The 20,366-nt window shown below is 57.6% G+C and carries 21 protein-coding genes; 15 read left to right on the top strand and 6 right to left on the bottom strand.

Going from position 1 to position 20,366, the window contains the following annotated elements:
* The first annotated feature begins 7 nt into the window (after positions 1–7).
* From lpdA to IG617_RS06525, 6 genes are all read left to right on the top strand, one after another.
* Positions 8–1,456 carry a dihydrolipoyl dehydrogenase gene (gene lpdA, locus IG617_RS06500; protein ID WP_192108395.1) on the top strand — a complete coding sequence of 483 codons (1,449 nt, stop codon included), beginning with the start codon at positions 8–10 and terminating at the stop codon, positions 1,454–1,456.
* Between the two features lie 113 nt (positions 1,457–1,569).
* On the top strand, positions 1,570–1,818 hold the full coding sequence (locus IG617_RS06505) for a GlsB/YeaQ/YmgE family stress response membrane protein (RefSeq protein WP_153769135.1): 249 nt from the start codon (positions 1,570–1,572) through the stop codon (positions 1,816–1,818).
* Positions 1,819–1,867: 49 nt separating this feature from the next.
* Positions 1,868–2,107 (top strand): GlsB/YeaQ/YmgE family stress response membrane protein, encoded by a 240-nt coding sequence (locus IG617_RS06510; RefSeq protein ID WP_153769136.1) that lies wholly within the window; start codon positions 1,868–1,870, stop codon positions 2,105–2,107.
* A gap of 39 nt (positions 2,108–2,146) precedes the next feature.
* Entirely contained in the window at positions 2,147–2,581 is a 435-nt protein-coding gene (locus IG617_RS06515; RefSeq protein ID WP_192108396.1) for an acyl-CoA thioesterase, read from the top strand.
* Positions 2,582–2,635: 54 nt separating this feature from the next.
* Complete coding sequence (lipA, locus tag IG617_RS06520) at positions 2,636–3,610, top strand: lipoyl synthase (protein WP_192108397.1); 975 nt, start codon at positions 2,636–2,638, stop codon at positions 3,608–3,610.
* An 18-nt stretch (positions 3,611–3,628) separates the two neighbouring features.
* Positions 3,629–4,081: a type II toxin-antitoxin system RatA family toxin gene (locus IG617_RS06525; protein WP_192108398.1), complete on the top strand. Its 453-nt coding sequence runs from the start codon at positions 3,629–3,631 to the stop codon at positions 4,079–4,081.
* 20 nt (positions 4,082–4,101) lie between these two features.
* Here IG617_RS06525 and IG617_RS06530 read toward each other — a convergent pair whose 3' ends face one another.
* From IG617_RS06530 to IG617_RS06550, 5 genes are all read right to left on the bottom strand, one after another.
* Positions 4,102–4,539 carry a hypothetical protein gene (locus tag IG617_RS06530; RefSeq protein WP_192108399.1) on the bottom strand — a complete coding sequence of 146 codons (438 nt, stop codon included), beginning with the start codon at positions 4,537–4,539 and terminating at the stop codon, positions 4,102–4,104.
* Between the two features lie 142 nt (positions 4,540–4,681).
* Entirely contained in the window at positions 4,682–5,143 is a 462-nt protein-coding gene (locus IG617_RS06535) for a hypothetical protein (protein ID WP_209008293.1), read from the bottom strand.
* 181 nt (positions 5,144–5,324) lie between these two features.
* Positions 5,325–5,789: a hypothetical protein gene (locus IG617_RS06540; RefSeq protein ID WP_192108400.1), complete on the bottom strand. Its 465-nt coding sequence runs from the start codon at positions 5,787–5,789 to the stop codon at positions 5,325–5,327.
* 87 nt (positions 5,790–5,876) lie between these two features.
* On the bottom strand, positions 5,877–6,386 hold the full coding sequence (locus IG617_RS06545) for a CinA family protein (protein WP_192108401.1): 510 nt from the start codon (positions 6,384–6,386) through the stop codon (positions 5,877–5,879).
* Between the two features lie 14 nt (positions 6,387–6,400).
* On the bottom strand, positions 6,401–7,651 hold the full coding sequence (locus IG617_RS06550; RefSeq protein WP_192108402.1) for a bifunctional 2-C-methyl-D-erythritol 4-phosphate cytidylyltransferase/2-C-methyl-D-erythritol 2,4-cyclodiphosphate synthase: 1,251 nt from the start codon (positions 7,649–7,651) through the stop codon (positions 6,401–6,403).
* 197 nt (positions 7,652–7,848) lie between these two features.
* On the opposite strand from IG617_RS06550, the gene dusB reads away from it, so the two are divergent.
* The 9 genes from dusB to hflX all read left to right on the top strand — a co-directional run bounded on the left by dusB (position 7,849) and on the right by hflX (position 19,486).
* Positions 7,849–8,847: a tRNA dihydrouridine synthase DusB gene (dusB, locus tag IG617_RS06555; RefSeq protein ID WP_254170452.1), complete on the top strand. Its 999-nt coding sequence runs from the start codon at positions 7,849–7,851 to the stop codon at positions 8,845–8,847.
* Entirely contained in the window at positions 8,844–9,983 is a 1,140-nt protein-coding gene (locus tag IG617_RS06560; RefSeq protein ID WP_192108404.1) for a two-component system sensor histidine kinase NtrB, read from the top strand. Before dusB ends, IG617_RS06560 begins: the two co-directional genes overlap by 4 nt.
* 2 nt (positions 9,984–9,985) lie before the next feature.
* Entirely contained in the window at positions 9,986–11,425 is a 1,440-nt protein-coding gene (ntrC, locus tag IG617_RS06565) for a nitrogen regulation protein NR(I) (protein WP_153769145.1), read from the top strand.
* Positions 11,426–11,610: 185 nt separating this feature from the next.
* Positions 11,611–13,860: a sensor histidine kinase NtrY-like gene (locus tag IG617_RS06570; RefSeq protein ID WP_209008294.1), complete on the top strand. Its 2,250-nt coding sequence runs from the start codon at positions 11,611–11,613 to the stop codon at positions 13,858–13,860.
* Positions 13,850–15,217, top strand: a complete 1,368-nt coding sequence (ntrX, locus tag IG617_RS06575) for a nitrogen assimilation response regulator NtrX (RefSeq protein ID WP_192108405.1) — start codon at positions 13,850–13,852, stop codon at positions 15,215–15,217. The genes IG617_RS06570 and ntrX overlap by 11 nt, the downstream gene beginning before the upstream one ends.
* 53 nt (positions 15,218–15,270) lie before the next feature.
* Positions 15,271–16,647: a Trk system potassium transporter TrkA gene (gene trkA / locus IG617_RS06580; RefSeq protein ID WP_153769147.1), complete on the top strand. Its 1,377-nt coding sequence runs from the start codon at positions 15,271–15,273 to the stop codon at positions 16,645–16,647.
* 134 nt (positions 16,648–16,781) lie between these two features.
* Positions 16,782–17,645, top strand: coding sequence for a D-amino-acid transaminase (locus IG617_RS06585; RefSeq protein ID WP_192108406.1), 864 nt, complete (start codon positions 16,782–16,784; stop codon positions 17,643–17,645).
* A gap of 200 nt (positions 17,646–17,845) precedes the next feature.
* Positions 17,846–18,106, top strand: a complete 261-nt coding sequence (hfq, locus tag IG617_RS06590; RefSeq protein WP_202981223.1) for an RNA chaperone Hfq — start codon at positions 17,846–17,848, stop codon at positions 18,104–18,106.
* A 90-nt stretch (positions 18,107–18,196) separates the two neighbouring features.
* Complete coding sequence (hflX, locus tag IG617_RS06595) at positions 18,197–19,486, top strand: GTPase HflX (protein WP_192108528.1); 1,290 nt, start codon at positions 18,197–18,199, stop codon at positions 19,484–19,486.
* Positions 19,487–19,505: 19 nt separating this feature from the next.
* Here the strand turns inward: hflX and mazG are convergent, their stop codons facing one another.
* A complete protein-coding gene (gene mazG, locus IG617_RS06600; RefSeq protein WP_192108407.1) occupies positions 19,506–20,342 on the bottom strand; it encodes a nucleoside triphosphate pyrophosphohydrolase in 837 nt (278 codons plus the stop codon).
* Positions 20,343–20,366 lie beyond the last annotated feature (24 nt).

Consider the following 20,366-nt stretch of genomic DNA (forward strand, 5'->3'; position numbering starts at 1 on the left):
ATTTACGATGGCTGGCACTTCCTATGACGTCATCATTGTCGGGTCCGGACCGGGCGGCTATGTGACCGCGATCCGCGCAGCTCAGTTGGGTCTCAAGACCGCAATCGTCGAGCGCGAACATCTGGGTGGCATCTGTCTGAACTGGGGCTGCATCCCGACCAAGGCGCTTTTGCGGTCTGCCGAAATTCTCGATCACGCCAATCATGCCAAGAGCTATGGCCTGACGCTAGAAGGCAAGATGACCGCCGATGTCAAAGACGTCGTGGCGCGGTCCCGGGGTGTATCCGGTCGTCTCAATGGCGGCGTCGGCTTCTTGATGAAGAAGAACAAGGTCGATGTGATCTGGGGTGAGGCGAAGCTCACCAAGCCGGGCGAGATCGTCGTCGGCAAGTCTTCCAAACCGGCCGTGCAGCCGCAGCACCCGGTGCCCAAGGGCGTGCTGGGCGAGGGGACTTACTCCGCCAAGCACATCATCGTTGCAACAGGTGCGCGTCCGCGTGCGCTGCCGGGCATAGAGCCGGATGGCAAGCTGATCTGGACCTATTTCGAGGCGATGAAGCCTGATGTGATGCCGAAGTCCATGGTCGTGATGGGATCGGGTGCGATCGGCATTGAGTTCGCGTCGTTCTACGTCTCCATGGGCGTCGATGTGACAGTGGTTGAGCTTATGTCACAGGTCATGCCGGTCGAAGACGAGGAAATCTCCAAGATAGCCCGCAAGGCGCTTGAAAAGCGCGGCATGAAGATCATCACGGAAGCCAAGGTTTCCAAGGTCGACAAGGCTGCGAACTCGATCACGGCGCATGTTGAGACCAAGGATGGCAAGGTTCAGCAGATCACCGCGGATCGCCTGATTTCGGCTGTTGGCGTACAGGGCAATATCGAGAACCTTGGTCTCGAAGCTCTTGGTGTCAAAACCGATCGCGGCTGTGTGGTTATCGACGGCTACGGAAAGACCAACGTGCCGGGCCTCTACGCCATTGGCGACGTTGCCGGTCCGCCGATGCTGGCGCACAAGGCAGAGCACGAAGGTGTGGTCTGCATCGAAAAGATTGCGGGATTGCCGAATGTCCATGCCATGGACAAGAGCAAGATCCCGGGCTGCACCTACTGTAATCCCCAGGTCGCGTCCGTCGGGCTTACGGAAGCCAAGGCAAAGGCCGAAGGCCGCGACATTCGCGTTGGTCGCTATTCGTTCAATGCCAACGGCAAGGCCATTGCGCTCGGTGAAGACAACGGCATGATCAAGACCATCTTCGACAAGAAGACGGGTGAGCTGATCGGCGCGCACATGGTGGGCGCAGAGGTCACCGAGTTGATCCAGGGCTTTGTTGTCGCCATGAACCTGGAGACGACCGAAGAAGAACTGATGCACACGATCTTCCCGCATCCGACCCTGTCGGAAATGATGAAGGAAAGCGTGCTCGATGCCTATGGCAAGGTTTTGAACGCCTGACGCAGGCAGAACTCGGTGGCCGGTCTCGGCCACCGTTTCACCTATGCGGAGGCCGCGCAGATTGCCGGAATTCAGGACTACCGATTTCAGTTGATTGCGGAGGGAATGCTGTAATGGACATCAAGAATATTCTGGTCTGGTGTGTGATCGGCCTCGTGGCGGGTTGGCTTGCAAGCGTCTTCGTCGGTGGCGGCGGTTTGGTGCGCTACCTTCTGACCGGTTTGATCGGCGCATTCGTCGGCGGCTTCCTGGTCAATGTGACGGGCATCAACATCAATCTGGGCAATCCGTGGGTGAACCAGATCGTGGTCGCCGCCATTGGCGCGATTGTCGTGGTGGTCGTCGCGCGCATTCTTGCCTGACCTGGACTGGCAGGTGGCTGCAGCGCCATCGGAAATCTGAGTTGATCGTATGAGCTTCATTTTCTGGATCATCATTGGCCTGATTGCCGGGGCCGTTGCCCACCGGGTTCTGAACAGCCGCGGTGGGTTCTTCGGCAGCCTGGTGGTCGGCCTGCTCGGCGCTTTGGTTGGCGGCGAGCTGGCTCATATCTTTCGGCTGAATGTGACCGGCGGGCTGCTGGATCAGTTGGTGGTCTCGACCCTTGGCGCGATCTTGTTCCTTTACCTCTGGAAAAAGGTCTTCAGCTAGCTCCTGGCCGATGTGCCGGGACAAGAAGAACGGAACGCGATGTCATCGGACGCTCAGCTCGAAGCTTTTGCCGTGCACAGCACGGACAAGCTCCGCTATTGCGACAGCGACCCTCAGGGCCATGTCAACAACGCCGTCTTCTCGACGTTTCTCGAAACCGGCCGTGTCGATATTCTCTACCGCGGCGAGGGACGGATTGTTGATGACGGCTGTGCCTTTGTCATCGCGCGCCTGGAGATGGATTTTCGTGCGGAACTGAAATGGCCAGGCACAGTCGAGATCGGAACCCGTATCCAGAAGATCGGGCGAACCTCGATTACCCTGGAGCAGGCGGTCTTCCAGAATGGCGTGCTTGCGGCCTCGGCGCTTTCCGTCGTTGTTCAGATGAACCAGATGGAAAGAACTCCGCAGCCATTGTCCGAGATGGCGCGGGAGCGACTCGGCCGCCTGCAGAGCCTGCCCGCCGGTGCATAGCCGTCATGCGAAAGAAGGCTTGACCTTTTTCAACAAGAGCGACACTTAGATCTCATGGTTACGATCGTAGACACCCTGTCGAAAGACGCTGATACGCGTGAGGCCCGCCCCCGGCATCCGGAGAAGGCCCATCGGCCTGACAATCCGGTTCAGCGGAAACCGAAGTGGATTCGCGTCAAGGCTCCGACTTCGCCGGTCTACCGCGAAACGCAGGACCTGGTTCGCAAGAATGGTCTGGTGACGGTCTGCGAAGAAGCCGGGTGTCCGAATATCGGCGAGTGCTGGTCGAAGAAACACGCCAGTTTCATGATCCTGGGTGATACCTGCACACGCGCCTGTGCCTTCTGCAACGTGCGGACCGGCATGCCGGGTGCCGTCGACCCCAAGGAGCCTGCGTCAATCGGCGATGCGGTTGCGCGCATGGGGCTTGAGCATGTGGTGATCACCTCGGTCGACCGTGACGACCTGGACGATGGTGGTGCCGGGCATTTTGCCGATGTCATCAAGGCCATTCGCGTCCAGTCGCCAAAGACGACGGTTGAAGTGCTGACGCCAGACTTTCTTCGCAAGGATGGTGCGATCGAGACCGTCGTTGAAGCAAGACCGGATGTCTTCAACCACAATATGGAGACGGTGCCGTCGAAGTATCTGAAGGTCCGTCCTGGCGCACGCTACTTCCATTCCATTCGCCTTTTACAAAAGGTCAAGGAACTGGATCCTGCAATGTTCACCAAGTCCGGGATCATGGTTGGGCTCGGAGAAGAACGGAACGAAGTGCTGCAGCTGATGGATGATCTGCGGGTCGCTGATGTGGATTTCCTGACTGTTGGCCAATACCTCCAGCCGTCGAAGAAACACCATCCGGTCTTGTCCTTCGTGACGCCAGAGGAATTCAAGGGCTATGAGAGAATTGCATATGCCAAGGGTTTCCTGAAGGTTTCAGCCAGCCCGCTGACGCGGTCCTCCCACCATGCCGGCGAGGATTTTGCCGATCTCAAGGCCGCTCGTGTGGCAAAACTTGGCCATTGACGCCCGGTAGCGCGAGACATGCCTAGTTTTTCTTCAACCCATCGGGTCAGTCATTCAGCGCGGGACATGTTCGCACTGGTGGCTGATGTCGAGAAGTACCCCCAATTCGTTCCGCTCTGCCAAGCTCTCCAAGTGCGTGGGCGCAAGGATCTGGGTGAGGGCAGGGAAGTGCTCGTGGCGGACATGACCGTCGCCTACAAGGTCTTCAAGGAGACCTTTACCAGCCGCGTCGAGATGCTTCCGGAAGAGAACACAATCCTGGTTCAATATCTGGATGGTCCCTTCCAGCACCTGGAAAACCGCTGGACATTCACCGACGCGGGCGACGGCTCGTGCGATGTCGGGTTCTTTATCGACTATGAATTCAAGAGCCGCACGCTTGGGTCGCTTATGGGCGCGATGTTTGATCGTGCGTTCAGGAAGTTCTCGACTGCGTTCGAAGAGCGTGCGGATGCCGTCTACGGCGTCTGATCGTCAGCGGCGGATAGACCTCACTTACGTTGCTTGAAGGCTTCGCTGAGCACGTTCATGCGGCTCTTTTTCTGATCGAGTTGGCCATTGCTGTTGCGAAAGCGTCGGACTTCAGCTTCCTTCATTCCGAGATCTTCGAGACGCACCTGCTCATCCGGGTCAGCGCAAATCAGCTTGCGGTCGCCATTCAGGTTCATCTCGATGAAAAGGTGTCGCCCGGCCTTCGCCTCGTTCTCGGTCCAGAGGACGGTCGATTTCCGCACCCAGAAGATTGTGTTGCAGTAAATTGCCCGGACATAGCCGGTCTTTGGCTCGGTCATCACCTGATGGTAGCCGAAGAAGGTTCCGGAAGGCTGCTGGGAGCGAATGTAGTAGTCACCCGCGGAGACAGGCATCTGGGCCTGAACAGGACTGGACAGGCTTACTGCGGCAAATAATAGTGCGAGTTCTTTTTTCATGGCACTCGTCTCTGTATAGACCGCAGGCGGGATAGCCTTTGGAACGGACGACCATTCAACTCCCTCAGGGTGGCGTGAACCTTGTCTCGACTACCCACGTCACCCGCTATATGCCCCTCACTTGCGCAGCGCCCTCATCCACCTAGTCGTGGTATGAGGCCTTTTTGGTTTTGTTGCCTTTCTGGAACGACTCGCTGATCGCGCTGAAGCGATTGACCCCGTCCAGATCCTGACCATTCGTGCTCAGGACAACCCTTGCGTCCTGTGTGACGCCCAGATCTTTCAACGTGACCTGCTGTTCGGGCTTTTCGCAGATCGGCCGCCAGCCCTTGCCCATATTGAATTCGACGCGCACTTCCTTGCGATTTTCAACTTCGACCTGCGTCCAGGCGACTGTGACGGGACGGACCCAGTAGTCACGGCCGCAATAGGAGACACGCCGGAGACCGCTCGACTCGCGCTGGAAGATCTTGTGACTTCCTGCAAAAAGGCCGTCATCTCCACGAGAGATCAGGTAGAAGTCACCCGGGATCATGATTGCTGCAGAAGCTGTTGCGCTAGCAAGAAAGCACCAGCCGAGTGCTGCCAGACCCATTTTCTTCATTGTGCGTCTACCTGTTCTTTTTTCGAGTGGCGAGAATTGGCGGAACGTCGCGTTCGCCAAAACGCCCTAGCGTCAACCTTATTGGGCCAGGCGTCTAAATATCGCTCAGATAATTGATCGAATTTTATGTAATCGGGTGGCTATCGCGGTAGCAGATGGGTCTTTGCAGCCAAAAGCTCTCTTAAGGAGCGTAGGTTTCGGTCTCTTCCCGCAGTGATTTGCTGATGGCGCCGAAGAGGCTGAGAGAGCCGGAAGGGCGCTCGGGCTTTGCCAGGATTTCCCGCGGATCGCCGGCGAGGCCAATGTCACTCAGCGTGACCTGCTGTTCGGGGTGGTCGCAGATCGGCCGCCAACCCTTTCCGAAATTGAACTCGAGCCGGACCGCCCGGTTGTTTTCTACTTCAACCAGTGTCCAGGCGACCGTATGCGCGCGCACCCAGTAGTCGCGCTTGCAATAAGAGACCTTGTGGAGACCCGCTGCCGTACGTTTGAAAACCTTGTGGCTGCCAGCAAAATCGCCGACACGGTCCCGTGCGATCAGGTAAAAGTCACCTGAGGAAGGAATGCCACTGGCAATCGCGTGTTTTGTGCCAAAGGTCTGTGCGACCATGAAAAAGGCAAGGACGGCGAGTAGTTGCTTGAGCATTGAAGATCATCCAGATTTTGCGACTGTGGATGGTCTTCGCCCACTGTTTTCCCACCGTCATTTCCGACAGTGTTAGCGTTCAAGCTATTAGATTTCGCTAGGGGAATTGATTGAATTTGAAATAAGTTCGAGCGCTTTTACAACAGCCTGCAGCCGAACTTCGTCTCGGCCAAGGTCGCCGAACTGCGTCGCCAGATGTTCGGTCTTTCGGTTTTTGGCTGCAAGCGCGAAATGGACCGTTCCGACCGGCTTTTGTACACTGCCACCGCCTGGTCCTGCGATTCCAGTTACGGATACAGCTAGGTCTGCGCGTGAGTTTTTAAGCGCACCGTCTGCCATTGCGATCGCCGTCTCACGCGAAACCGCGCCAACGGCTTCCAACGTTTCAAACGGCACACCAAGCATCTCCTGTTTGGCCTCGTTGGAGTAGGTTACAAAGCCGCGATCAATGACGGCTGAGGAGCCTGGCACCTCTGTGAGCAGTCCCGCGATCAGACCTCCGGTGCAGGATTCTGCTGTGGCGATGATGAGGCCCTTTCGCCGTGCGTCGGCGATGATGCTTTCCGCTTTCGGCAGCAGGTCGATCCATGGTGTCATTGCACATCATCTCCTTAGAACGGCAGGCGAACGGTCACGGCGGCGATAGAGGCGATGCCTTCCTTGCGACCGGTGAAGCCGAGTCGCTCCGAGGTCGTCGCCTTGACAGAGACTCTCGAAACCGGCAACGCACAGATGTCGGCAATGGCTTGCCGCATGCGCTCGCGATGGGGACCAATTTTCGGCAGTTCACAAATGATCGTGGCATCAATGTGGGCAATCCGCCCGCCCTTGTCCTCAACCCGTCGAATGGCGTCGTGAAGAAACTGATCGGAGGCAGCGCCCTTCCATTTTGGATCTGACGGCGGAAAATGCGTGCCGATATCACCGTCACCGATGGCGCCGAGCACTGCGTCGGTGATGGCGTGCAAAACCACATCCGCATCCGAATGGCCCTTCAGCTTCCGGTCGTGCGGAATTGAAATTCCGCCCAAGATGACCGCATCTCCGGTGTCGAAGGCATGGACATCATAGCCAGTGCCCATGCGGACGTCGCCCAGACCCGCGAGAGCGTGGGAGCCGGCGAGGGGACGGGGGGGCTCTATCTGGTTTGTCATTTCCATGATCTTTCTCGCGCGTTCCAAGTCTGCCGGACTGGTTATCTTGAAATTGTCGGCATTGCCATCGGCAAGCTCGATCTGATGTCCGGCCCACTCTGCTACGGCGGTGTCGTCCGTAGAGTCCGTTCGGCCGCTTTGCAGGGCCTGCTGGTGAGCCTCCCAAATCGTCTTGAGGTCGAACCCCTGTGGCGTCTGTGCGGCCCACAACCCTTTCCTATCGACCGTCGAGAGCGAATGGGTGTCTGCATTTGCGCGCTTCAGGGTATCCACGACGGGTATCGCCGACAGAACCGCCTTGGCGCCTTGCTGCAGGCGTTCGATGACTGCAGTGATGGCGTCATGTGTCACGAAAGGGCGTGCTGCGTCGTGAATCAGGACGACTCCGCATTCTGAATACTGAAGGGCGTTCAGCCCCGCGTAGACAGAGGCCTGTCTTGTCGCGCCACCTTCTACCGAGGTCAGCAACCTATCTGTCGCCGGCACTTTCAAATCCGCAATTGCGTTGTCATAGAGTTGCAGGTCGTCCGCGTGGCGTACCACAAGCACCTTGCTGATCGCAGGGTGGTCGAGAAATTGCTCAAGCGTATATGTGAGGACTGGACGGCCGGCGAGGGTCCTGTATTGCTTCGGGCGGTCATCATCGGAGCTGGCCAAACGAGAGCCTCTTCCACCCGCCACGATGATTGCTGCCACTTGTTTGGTCATCAGGGTCCCGATCCTGTGTGTTCTCATTTTCCCTGCAAACTCTTAGTGCAGGGGCTCTTTGATGTGACCATGCAAAAGAAATTGCAAACCAAACCATCATATTATGCGTAATTGCCTCTTGCCGCACCGCAAAATATGGCTACGATATAGGCAATGTTGAGTGTGCACAGGTTATGAGCAGATTGCAGCCCCCTTTGATGTCGGATCCGATTCGCATTGGTCGTCACAGCCTGAAGAACCGGGCCGTGCTCGCACCCATGTCCGGTGTCAGCGATTTGCCGTTTCGCCGGATCGCTGCCCGGTTTGGCGCCGGAATGGTCGTCAGCGAAATGGTAGCCAGCGAATCTTTCGTCAAGGGCGACGCTGAAACCCAGATGCGTGCCGAGGCTCACGATGACGGGCTCCACGTTGTACAGCTGGCTGGGCGCGAAGCAAAGTGGATGGGCGAAGCCGCCAAGGTCATTGCTGATGCCGGTGCTGATGTCATTGATATCAACATGGGCTGCCCGGCCAAGAAGGTGACATCCGGCTATTCCGGCTCTGCCTTGATGCGTGATCTTGACCACGCTTTGACCCTGATCGAGGCCACGGTTGATGCCGTTGATATTCCTGTGACGCTCAAGATGCGGCTTGGTTGGGATGAGACATCCATCAACGCACCGACGCTGGCGCGTCGTGCCGAGGCCGCAGGCATCATGTTGCTGACGGTTCACGGGCGGACGCGCAGCCAGTTCTACAAGGGGCGTGCCAATTGGAATGCCATCCGTGACGTGGTTGATGCGGTCGAGATCCCCGTGATCGCGAACGGCGATTGCTGTGATTTCGATGATGCTCTGAGAATGCTTGAGGCGTCGGGCGCCGATGGCGTGATGGTTGGGCGCGGGTCTTATGGCAGGCCTTGGCTGCCTGGCCATATCGGTCACTATCTTGCCACTGGCGAGAAACGTGCAGCTCCATGCGGCCCAGAGATTCGTGATCTGGTTCTTGAGCATTATGACGCGATTATAATGCATTACGGCACCATGCCCGGTGTCCGAATTGCCCGAAAACATCTTGGCTGGTATCTCGACAATTCCGGCCTCGGCTGCGAGCTGCCCGGCGCCTTGCGTAAAACCCTTATGACCTCCAACGAGCCTGCGGAGGTAATCCGCCTCGTTGATGGATGGTTGTCTTCTTCCGAACGGAGTGCTGCATGACGCCTGAGTCCCTTTCAAAAGGACGTATGGCCGCGCTGGCCAGCGATGGCCCGACGATCCTGGATTCGCTTCCACACCCGGTGCTGCTTGTTGCGCCTGATGGTGTAATCGAGTCCGCCAACATGGCGGCGGAAATCTTCATGCGATCCAGCGTCTCTTACTTGCGGCGCCATCCCATCGACTACTTCGTGCCCTTTGGAAGTCCGCTGCTGACCCTGATCGACCAGGTGCGCGACCGCGGCGCTGCCGTGAACGAATACAAGGTTGATATCGGCTCACCGCGTATCGGCGCGCCGAAGATCGTCGACATCAACGCAGCTCCCGTGGCCGAGCGTCCCGGCGCTGTGGTGTTGATGTTCCAGGAACGCTCCATGGCGGAGAAGATCGACCGTCAGCTGACCTCGCGCGGTGCGGCCCGCACGGTGACCGGCCTCGCGTCCATGCTGGCACATGAGATCAAGAATCCGCTGTCGGGGATCCGGGGTGCTGCGCAGCTGCTTGAACAATCGGTTCCGAATGAGGACCGGGCGTTGACCCGGCTGATTACCGATGAGACCGACCGGATCGTAAAGCTGGTCGATCGCATGGAAGTCTTCTCTGACGAGCGCCCGATAGAGCGCGAGCCGGTGAACATCCATGTGGTGCTTGATCACGTCAAACGCCTGGCCGATAGCGGTTTTGCGCGGAGCAAGCGCATCCTGGAAGCCTATGATCCCTCTCTTCCGCCGGTTTTCGCCAACCGCGATCAGTTGATTCAGGTCTTCCTCAACCTGATCAAGAATGCGAGTGAGGCGATCGGTGACGATCCAGATGGCGAAATTCGGATCACAACGGCGTTTCGTCCCGGCATCCGACTGTCGGTGCCCGGAACGGCCGAGCGCGTTTCACTGCCTTTGGAATTCTGTGTTCAGGACAATGGTCCGGGCGTTCCAGAAGACCTGCTGCCTCATCTGTTCGAACCCTTCATCACCACCAAGACCAACGGGTCTGGTCTCGGTCTGGCGCTCGTCGCCAAGATCATCGGTGATCACGGCGGGGTTATTGAATGCGACAGCCAGCCACGCAAAACCATCTTCCGGATCTTGATGCCGGCTTTTGTTGAACCTGAGGCTCCCTCCAGCGACAGGACCGAATGATCATGCCGACAGGCACCATCCTTGTAGCCGATGACGATGCGGCTATCCGTACCGTCCTCAACCAGGCCCTTTCCCGAGCGGGCTATACCGTTCGTCTGACATCGAATGCGACCACGCTCTGGCGGTGGGTCAGCTCCGGCGACGGGGATCTCGTGATTACCGATGTCGTGATGCCCGACGAAAACATCTTCGACGTGTTGCCACGGATCAAGAAGCTTCGTCCGGATCTCCCGGTGCTGGTCATGAGCGCGCAGAACACCTTCATGACGGCCATCAGGGCGTCGGAGAAGGGCGCTTATGAGTATCTTCCCAAGCCGTTCGACCTCAAGGAGCTGACAAGCATCGTCAGCCGTGCTCTCGAGGAACCGAAGGTCCGTCGCCCGGTCGAGATCGACGACATGGGCGAAGGCATGCCGCTGGTCGGACGGTCTCCTGCGATGCAGGAAATCTATCGTGTGCTCGCGCGGTTGATGCAGACTGATCTGACCGTGATGATCAACGGCGAGTCGGGCACCGGCAAAGAGCTCGTTGCACGTGCGCTTCACGACTATGGCAAGCGGCGCAACGGTCCCTTCGTTGCGATCAATATGGCCGCCATTCCGCGCGATCTGATCGAGGCGGAACTGTTCGGACATGAGAAGGGCGCCTTCACTGGCGCACAGCATCGCAGCTCCGGCCGCTTCGAGCAGGCTGACGGCGGTACGCTGTTTCTGGACGAAATCGGCGATATGCCCATGGAGGCGCAGACGCGTTTGTTGCGCGTTCTTCAGCAGGGCGAATACACGACCGTTGGAGGGCGTACGCCGATCAAGACGGACGTGCGCATCGTTGCCGCGACAAACAAGGATCTGCGACAGCTGATCAACCAAGGCCTCTTTCGAGAAGATCTCTATTTCCGCCTGAATGTCGTTCCGATCCGGTTGCCGCCGCTGCGTGAACGCGTCGAAGATATTCCAGATCTCGTCCGACACTTTTTCTCCATCGCGGAAAAAGAAGGGTTACCGGCGAAGCAGATCGATCAGCCGGCGCTCAACCTTCTGCGTCGCTATCGTTGGCCGGGTAACGTCCGTGAACTCGAGAACCTGGTTCGGCGGCTCGCGGCTCTATATCCGCAAGACGTGATCGGCGAGGCAATGCTCGAGCAAGAGCTGAGCCAGCCGGCCGTTTCCCCGCTTGAAGAAGAAAGCGCTGAAAGCATCAATCTTGGCGCATCGGTCGAGCGATACCTTGGCGGCTACTTCGACAACTATGGGGATGCGCTTCCTCCTCCCGGGCTCTATCACCGCATTCTGCGCGAGGTGGAATACCCATTGATCAGCGCAGCCTTGGCGGCGACGCGAGGCAATCAGATCAAGGCGGCCGAGCTTCTTGGGGTGAACCGCAATACCTTGCGCAAGAAGATACGTGACCTGGACATTCAAGTGATGCGGTCAGCCCGCTAGAGCCAGTGGTTTCAGTGTTTCCGTAGCCTACAGGCGGCGCGATCCATCGCGTTGCCTGTAGACAGCTTTCCGCATCCTTGTCATTGTCGCAATTTCGCAACATTCTGTGGTAAGTGTGCCGCAGTTCTGAACTGGGTCATGCGTTTCCAGCATCTGGCCCTCATCGCGAAAGACGTCGAGGTGACATGATACTGGGACTTGCTCAGGGCACTGCGGAGCCGCAGTCTTCCAAGAGAAAACTGGGCAGGCGCCTCGGTCTCGCGATCATGTTGGTCGCCCTGTTGTCCATCGCCGTCACCTTCGTGATTCTGACTGGGCTGACCTCAGTTGCCCCGACGCAACAGGTGGTGCTGATCGCGATGGCCGTAAACGGCGTCCTGGCCAGCTGTCTGATTGCGGCTATCCTTTGGGAAATCACCAAGCTCCTGCATGCGCGCCGTCGCGGGCGCGCGGCCGCAAGGCTGCATGTTCGGATCGTCACGCTGTTCAGTGTGGTTGCTGCGGTGCCGGCAATCTTGATGGCAATTCTGGCGACCTTCACGCTCGATCGTGGGCTTGATCGCTGGTTTGAGGACCGCACGCGGCAAATCATCGACAACGCGTTGACCGTCGCTCAGGCTTATCTTCAGGAGCACGCGCGGGTGCTCCGTGGCGACCTGATAGCAATGGCCAATGATGTGGACCGGGCCAAGGCGGTTTATGACTTTGAGCCAACCCGGTTTGACGGATTCTTCAGCGCACAGGCCTCCGTTCGGGGCCTGTTGGCAGCCTTCATCATGACGTCGGACGGAACTGTCGTAACCCGCATTGTCCTGGATCCGCGGGTAAATGTGCTGCTGCCGCCGGAGGACAGCTTTGCCAAAGCGCGGCAGGGAGAGCCGATTCTGATCGCTCCTGGAAAGTCGAACCTTGTTGGCGGCGTCATGCGCCTGTCGGCTTATGAGGACTTCTACCTCTATGCCATCAGGGCCATGGACCCGCGCGTGGTCGAATACCAGCGACTGGCCGAGGAGGGGGCTCTGGAATACAGCGAGCTCGAAAACAGCCGGTTCGGCGTCCAGGTCGCATTTGCGCTGGTCTATCTCGGCGTTGCACTCATCCTCTTGCTGTCAGCAATCTGGATCGGGTTCGGATTTGCCAACAGGTTGGTGTCTCCCATCAGAACCCTGATCTCCGCCGCGGACGAAGTCTCAAAAGGCAATCTGGCGGTTAAGGTTGAAACCTCCAAGTCTGAGGGTGATCTGGCCAATCTGGGATCCACCTTCAACAAGATGACGGGCCAGCTTCTTGGTCAGCGCGACGCACTGCTTGCAGCCAATGAGCAGATCGATCGGCGCAGGCGCTTCAATGAGGCGGTGCTATCGGGTGTTTCGACAGGCGTTCTTGGCATTGACGAGGATGGAGCCGTGATGCTCGTCAACATGTCGGCACAGGCGTTGCTTCAGGTCGATGAGGTCAATCTGCTCGGCAAGCCGCTCCGCGAGATCATTCCGGAGTTGGGCGATTTCCTCTCACAGGCCTTCGAAAAGGACAGCGAACGCTTCCAGGAGACTCAGATCGAGGTGGCTCTGGGTGGCCGTCAGAGGACCTTGAACGTACGTCTGACCAGTGAGCAATCCACGCGCCGCGAGCACGGCTATGTGGTAAGCATCGACGATATTACGGATCTGGTTTCCGCGCAGCGCAACTCCGCATGGGCCGACGTGGCAAGGCGTATCGCTCATGAGATCAAGAACCCGCTCACGCCGATTCAGCTTTCGGCGGAGCGCATCCGGCGCAGGTATGGCAAAAAGATTGAGGACGATCGCACGGTCTTCGATCAGTGTATCGACACAATCATTCGCCAGGTGGGTGACATCGGGCAGATGGTCGACGAATTCTCGTCATTTGCCCGCATGCGCAAGCCAACCAAAAATGAAGCAGACATCCGCAACATCGTTCGCGAAGCTGCATTCATGCAAACGGTTGGCAACCCTGATATCGAGATCAGCACCAACTTGCCGGAAACGCCTGTCGTTGCGACGTTCGACGCAAGGCTCATTGGTCAGGCCTTGACCAATGTGATCAAGAATGCGGCCGAGGCCATTGAAGGACGCGAGGGCGACGACCTTGCCGCGGGCCGTATCAGTGTCTCGCTGTCGGAAGTCTCCGACCGGGTCGTGATCGACGTTGCTGACAACGGCGTCGGGCTGCCCGAGGAAAACCGGCAGAGACTGCTGGAGCCTTATATGACGACGCGCGAAAAGGGGACCGGTCTTGGTCTTGCCATCGTGCGAAAGATACTTGAAGACCACGGAGGGAGCATCGAACTGCTGGATGCGCCGGATGCAGGTCTGGGAGAGAGCGGCACGCTTGTTCGTCTGACCTTGGCGGTCAGTTCGACGGATGCCGAAGACGACAAGAACGAAAAGACAGTGACCGAAAATGGCGTATGACATTCTTGTAGTTGATGACGAAACCGACATTCGCGAGTTGATTGCCGGTATCCTCGATGATGAGGGTTATGGCACCCGAACGGCGCGCGACAGTGATAGCGCGATCGCAGCGATCAAGGATCGCCGTCCTTCACTTGTGGTGCTGGACATTTGGCTGCAGGGAAGCCGCCTTGACGGATTGGGCGTGCTGGATGTGATCAAGCAGACAGACCCGGACTTGCCTGTCGTCATCATTTCCGGTCATGGCAACATCGAGACGGCGGTTTCGGCGATCAAGCGCGGCGCCTATGACTATATTGAAAAGCCCTTCAAGACCGATCGGCTGATTCATATCGTTGACCGTGCCCTTGAGGCCTCAAGTCTGAAGCGTGAGGTCAGGGAACTTCGCCAACGCAGCGGTGAAGCGACTGGAATCATTGGCGATTCAAGTGCAGCAAACCAGTTGCGTCAGACGATCCAGAAAGTCGCTGGAACCAACAGCCGCATCATGATCACTGGGCCGTCCGGATCAGGCAAAGAGCTGACCGCCCGGATGATCCATGATCTTTCACCACGCGCAAAGAGCCCGTTTGTCGTCTTGAACGCGGCAACGATCACTCCCGAGCGCATGGAAGAAGAGCTTTTCGGCATTGAGGACGGAAGCGGCAGCCTTCGCAAGGTCGGTGCGATGGAGGAGGCGCATGGCGGTACGCTTTACCTCGATGAGGTTGGTGACATGCCGGCCGAGACCCAGAGCAAAATTCTAAGGGTGCTGGTCGATCAGAGTTTCACACGGGTCGGCGGGGCGACCAAGGTCCAGGTTGATATCCGGATCCTGTCCTCGACGGCCAAGAACCTCGAGGAACACATTTCGGCAGGGCTCTTCCGTCAGGATCTTTATCACAGGCTCGGCGTGGTGCCCTTGCGCGTGCCGGGACTGGCTGAACGGCGGGAAGATGTTCCAGTGCTCGTGGCGCATTTCATGGAGCAGATCTCGACCGCGTCCGGCATTCCGCTGCGACCGATCGGTGACGACGCCATGGCCGTGCTTCAAACGCACGACTGGCCGGGAAACGTGCGTCAGCTCAAGAACAACGTTGAGCGCTTGTTGATTCTCGCCAGGGGCGAGCCGGACAGTGTGATCACGGCAGATCTTCTGCCGGCAGAAGTCGGTGCGACCCTGCCAAACCTGCCGACCACAGGCGGGGGAGAGCATCTTATGTCGGTGCCACTTCGTGAAGCGCGCGAAATTTTCGAACGGGACTATTTGCAGGCCCAGATCAAGCGTTTTGACGGCAATATTTCGCGAACGGCAGAGTTTGTCGGAATGGAACGGTCTGCGCTGCACCGAAAACTGAAAACCCTGGGGCTGTCCTAGTCATCAGTCTCTGGTATTTGAGGCGTTTAACACGCGCGTATGGGAAGACCATCATGAAAGTCGTCATTTGTGGAGCTGGCCAGGTCGGTTACGGCATTGCAGAGCGCCTCGCTGCCGAACAGAACGACGTCTCGGTCATCGATTCTTCGCCCAAGCTGATCAATGCAATTGGCGATCAGCTGGATGTCCGCGGGTTTGTGGGGCATGGCGCTCATCCCGATGTGCTGGCCCAGGCTGGCGCCGAAGAAGCCGACATGATCATTGCGGTGACGCTCTATGACGAAGTCAATATGGTCGCCTGCCAGGTAGCGCATTCCCTGTTCAATGTCCCGACAAAAGTTGCGCGTATCCGTGCGCAGAGCTATCTGCAGGGTCGCTGGCAAAACCTGTTTTCCCGTGAAAACATGCCGATCGACGTGATCATCTCTCCTGAGATTGAAGTCGGTGAAATGGTCCTGCGGCGGCTTGCCTTGCCCGGCGCGGTGGAGACCGTGCGTTTTGCGGATGACCAGATCGTAACGGTCGGCATCATGTGTGAAGAGGATTGTCCGGTTATCGACACACCGCTGCGGCAGCTGACCGAACTCTTTCCGGACCTCGGTGCCGTTGTCGTTGGCGTTTATCGGAACAACAAGCTCTTCGTTCCCAAGAGTTCAGATTCCCTGCTCGTCGGAGACCTGGCCTATGTCGTGGCGCGACGGGACCAGGTCCGCAGAACGCTCGGTATTTTCGGGCATGAAGAGCCAGAAGCGAGCCGCGTCGTCATTGCTGGCGGCGGCAACATAGGACTTTACGTGGCCCGGGCGCTTGAAAAACGCCAGAGCAACACGCGGATCAAGCTGATCGAGGCGTCGCGGGAGCGGGCAGTGGGCATCGCCGATGAACTGAAACGGTCGGTCATCCTGCACGGAAGTGCGCTCGATCAGGGCATCCTTGATGAGGCAGATGTGGGCGCAGCCGATACGATGGTGGCGCTGACGAATGAGGATGAGGTCAACATCCTATCGTCGGTTATGGCCAAAAAGCTGGGTTGTCGGCGGAATCTGTCGCTTCTGAACAATCCAAGCTATCCGGCCTTTGCTCAAGCTCTCGGAATTGACGCCTTCATCAATCCACGTGCCGTGACGATTTCCAAGATCCTGCAACATGTACGTCGTGGCCGGATCAGAGGTGTTCATTCGCTTCAGAACGGTGCTGCTGAAGTGGTTGAAGCTGAAGCGCTGGACACATCGCCTTTGGTTGGCAGGCCGTTGCGGGAAATCGATCTGCCTTCCGGCATTCGGGTCGGCGCAGTCTTTCGTGATGGAAAGGTTTTGACCCCCAATGGTGACCTTCAGATCATTTCACAAGACCGGATCGTGATCTTTGCGGTGGCCTCGAGGGTCCGCCAGGTCGAGCAGATGTTCCGGGTCAGCCTCGAATTTTTCTAAGAGGGCAGATTTGCCCAGAACTTGGCCTTGCGTTGGCTCGCAAGACGGTTCATGCATTGGCTATCTTGTTGCTGTCATTCAGTTCCTCCCGTTCCGCATGCGACGGGAGTTTTTCGCGTTCACAAGGAAGAGTCATGAGCAGGATCGCATACGTTAACGGTCAGTACGTTCCCCATAAGGACGCAGCCGTCCATGTTGAGGATCGCGGCTATCAGTTTGCCGATGGCGTATACGAAGTCTGTGAAGTCTGGCGCAATACGATCGTGGACATGCCGGGGCATATCGATCGTCTTGATCGTTCCCTGAAAGAGCTCAGCATTGGCTGGCCGATGGCCCGATCAGCGCTGGAATTTGTGCTCCGCGAAGTCGTGCGTAGAAACCGTGTTCATGACGGCATTGTATACATTCAGGTGACCCGTGGTGTCTCCCGCCGCGATCATTTCTTCCCGGGCGAAGATGTTGTGCCGTCGGTCGTCGTGACCGCTCGTGCCACAAGTCCTCGGGCGGGCGACGCCGCTGCCGAAAAAGGCATTTCGGTCATTACGTACCCGGAAAATCGCTGGCCCCGGGTCGATATCAAGACAGTCGCACTGCTTCCGAACGTCCTGGCAAAACAGGCTGCGAAAGAACAGGGCAGCAAGGAAGCCTGGTATTTCGATTGCGAAAACAACGTAACTGAGGGCGGCTCGACAAATGCATGGATCGTCACGAAGGATGGAACACTTGTAACGCGCCCTGCAGAAAGTGGAATTCTTCGAGGTATTACGCGTGCTGTTGTGCTTGAGCTTGTTGAGCGCGAGGGCATTTCCTTCGAGGAACGCCCGTTTTCTGTGGAAGAAGCCAAGGAAGCGCGTGAGGCTTTCGTGACTGCAGCGTCTACTCTTGTCATGCCGGTTGTAAAAATCGACGATACGATTTTGGGCAACGGGCATCCAGGTTCGGTTGCAACGCGATTGCGTGAACTGTTCCATACTGCTACTGATTTTCTGGCAGTGTAAGAAACAGCTATGTTTAGCTGTGTGGAGTTTGGAAAATAGACGAGAGTCTGGTGCGGGCAGGGCTTCAATTGCACCGGTTGTCGTAAAGGATTGACAGGCCGTTTCGGGGCGGCAGCGTTTGTGTTTAGGGCCCCACTCAACGGCAGCAATTGAAAAACACCGGATGCCCGGCCGCATCCGGCGGAAACAGGATAAAAAAACTGATGGCTGATCGCGCACAGAACCTTCAAGACACTTTCCTGAACCATGTCCGGAAACAAAAGACGCCCCTGACAATCTTCCTCATCAATGGGGTCAAGCTTCAGGGCGTTGTGACCTGGTTTGACAATTTCTGCGTTCTTTTGCGCCGCGATGGACATTCCCAGCTTGTCTACAAACATGCCATCTCGACGATCATGCCCAATGGACCTGTTCAATTGTTTGAACCAGGCGAAGAGACGGGCGAAAAGGCAGGCAGCTGATTGGAACGCAAGTCTCGCGAGGACGGCAGTACTCCATCCAAGAGCGGCGACGATCACGGTATTGACCGGCGCCCCCAGCCCTTCCGGGCGATGATCCTTGAACCTGTTTTGCAGCACCGCAGAGATGCTGGCGATGGTGACCTTCGATCCAATCGAAGCCCTGAAGCACGCCTTGAGGAAGCCGTTGGCCTAAGCGCCGCCATCAATCTGAATATCGTTTCCTCCAATGTTGTGAAGATCAACGCTCCCAAGCCTGCAACGCTGTTTGGTGAAGGCAAGGTTGACGAGCTTTCTGGCGCGGTTGCCGCGGAAGAGCTTGATCTTGTGGTCGTTGATCATCCGCTGACACCTGTTCAACAGCGCAACCTGGAGCGACGGCTTGGCACCAAGGTGATTGACCGGACGGGCCTGATCCTCGAGATCTTTGGTGACCGCGCGCGAACCAAGGAAGGCAAGCTGCAGGTCGACCTTGCGCATTTGACCTGGCAGAAAAGCCGGCTTGTTCGGTCCTGGACTCACCTTGAGCGTCAGCGTGGTGGTGCCGGGTTCATGGGTGGCCCAGGTGAAACCCAGATCGAGGCCGACAGACGTCAGATTCAGGATCGCATTCTTGCTCTGCAAAAGCAGCTCGAGGGTGTGCGTCGGACGCGCGATTTGCATCGCAAAAAGCGCAAGAAGATCCCTCAGCCGGTTGTTGCTCTCGTCGGGTATACGAATGCGGGAAAGTCGACCCTTTTCAACCGGATGACAGAATCGGACGTCTTTGCCAAGGACCTCTTGTTCGCGACACTCGATCCGACACTGCGGAAGATCAAGCTGCCGCATGGCCGGGAAGTCATCCTGTCCGACACGGTGGGCTTTATCTCGGACCTGCCGACCCATCTGGTCGCCGCGTTCCGGGCGACGCTGGAAGAGGTGCTTGAAGCTGATCTGATCCTGCATGTGCGGGATATTTCCCATACAGACACCGACGCGCAAGCTGAAGATGTCAAGAAGACCCTGGATGATCTGGGTGTCAGCCAGCAAACCGGTGCTCCGATCGTAGAAGTGTGGAACAAGATCGATTGTCTTGATCCATTGTATCGGGAAAAGCTTCTGGATGATCAAGGTGCTGAAGGCCCCATAGCCCTGTCAGCCCTGACTGGCGAGGGGCTCGATCAGCTCTATGCACGGATAGATGCCTTCATCGCCCAGCATGATGACATCTTCACCGTACGTTTGCCGGTCACCGACGGTGCCTTGACAGCCCAGCTTTATCAGGTTGCCGAGGTTCTGGAACGGCAGGATGGAGAGGAATACATCGAGGCCGATGTCCGGGTTTCCGACAAGCAGCGCGGGCCCTTCCGGAGCCTCTTTGCAAGCTATCTCGTCAGCGAATAGTGGACGGCACATAGCCTGGTTAGGCGTCTGAAGACGAGGGCCTTTTTGCGGCCTGCCAGGCGGCTTCCATCTCGTCGAGCGTCATGGCGTCGAGCGTTGTTGCCGTTTGCTCGGCATGGGTCTCGATCGCCGCAAAACGCTTGCGAAACTTGTCGTTGGTGCGCTTGAGAGCCGATTCTGGGTCTATCTCGAGATGACGCGCAAGATTGGCGACTGCAAAGAGCACGTCGCCCAACTCGCCCTCGATCTTCGACTTGTCGACATCACCGGCTGAAATCTCATCGTCCAGCTCGCCAATCTCTTCCCTGATCTTATCAAGCACGGGGCCGGCAGCGCCCCAGTCAAAGCCAACCTTTGAGGCGCGCCGCTGCAGCTTGTCGGCTTCGACAAGTGCCGGAAATACGGCCGGCACGTCGTCCAGATAGGCTTTCTTCGTTTCCTCGAGCCCAAGTGCCTCGCGCCGGGCTTTGTGTTCGGCTTTCTCCTCGGCCTTGATCTTCTCCCACATGCCCTTCGCCATGCCGGCTGACCGGGCTTTGTCGTCGCCAAAGACATGCGGGTGGCGGCGGATCATCTTTTTGGTGATGCCTTCCACGACGTCGGCGAAGTCGAACTGCTGATCCTCCTCGGCCATGCGCGCGTGATAGACCACCTGAAGCAACAGATCACCGAGCTCCTCTCGCAGGTTTTCCATGTCGTTCAGGCGAATGGCCTCGGCGACCTCATAGGCTTCTTCGAGCGTATAGGGTGCGATGGTGCCGAAATCCTGCTCCAGATCCCACGGGCAGCCGGTAACCGGGGTGCGCAGCGCCGCCATGATTTCGATAAGGCGGTTTATTTCGCGGGAAGGGGTCATCGGATCGTTCTGAACCTTTGTTGG

It is taken from the genome of Roseibium polysiphoniae, assembly GCF_014842925.1.
GTDB classification, from domain to species: Bacteria; Pseudomonadota; Alphaproteobacteria; order Rhizobiales; family Stappiaceae; genus Roseibium; species Roseibium polysiphoniae.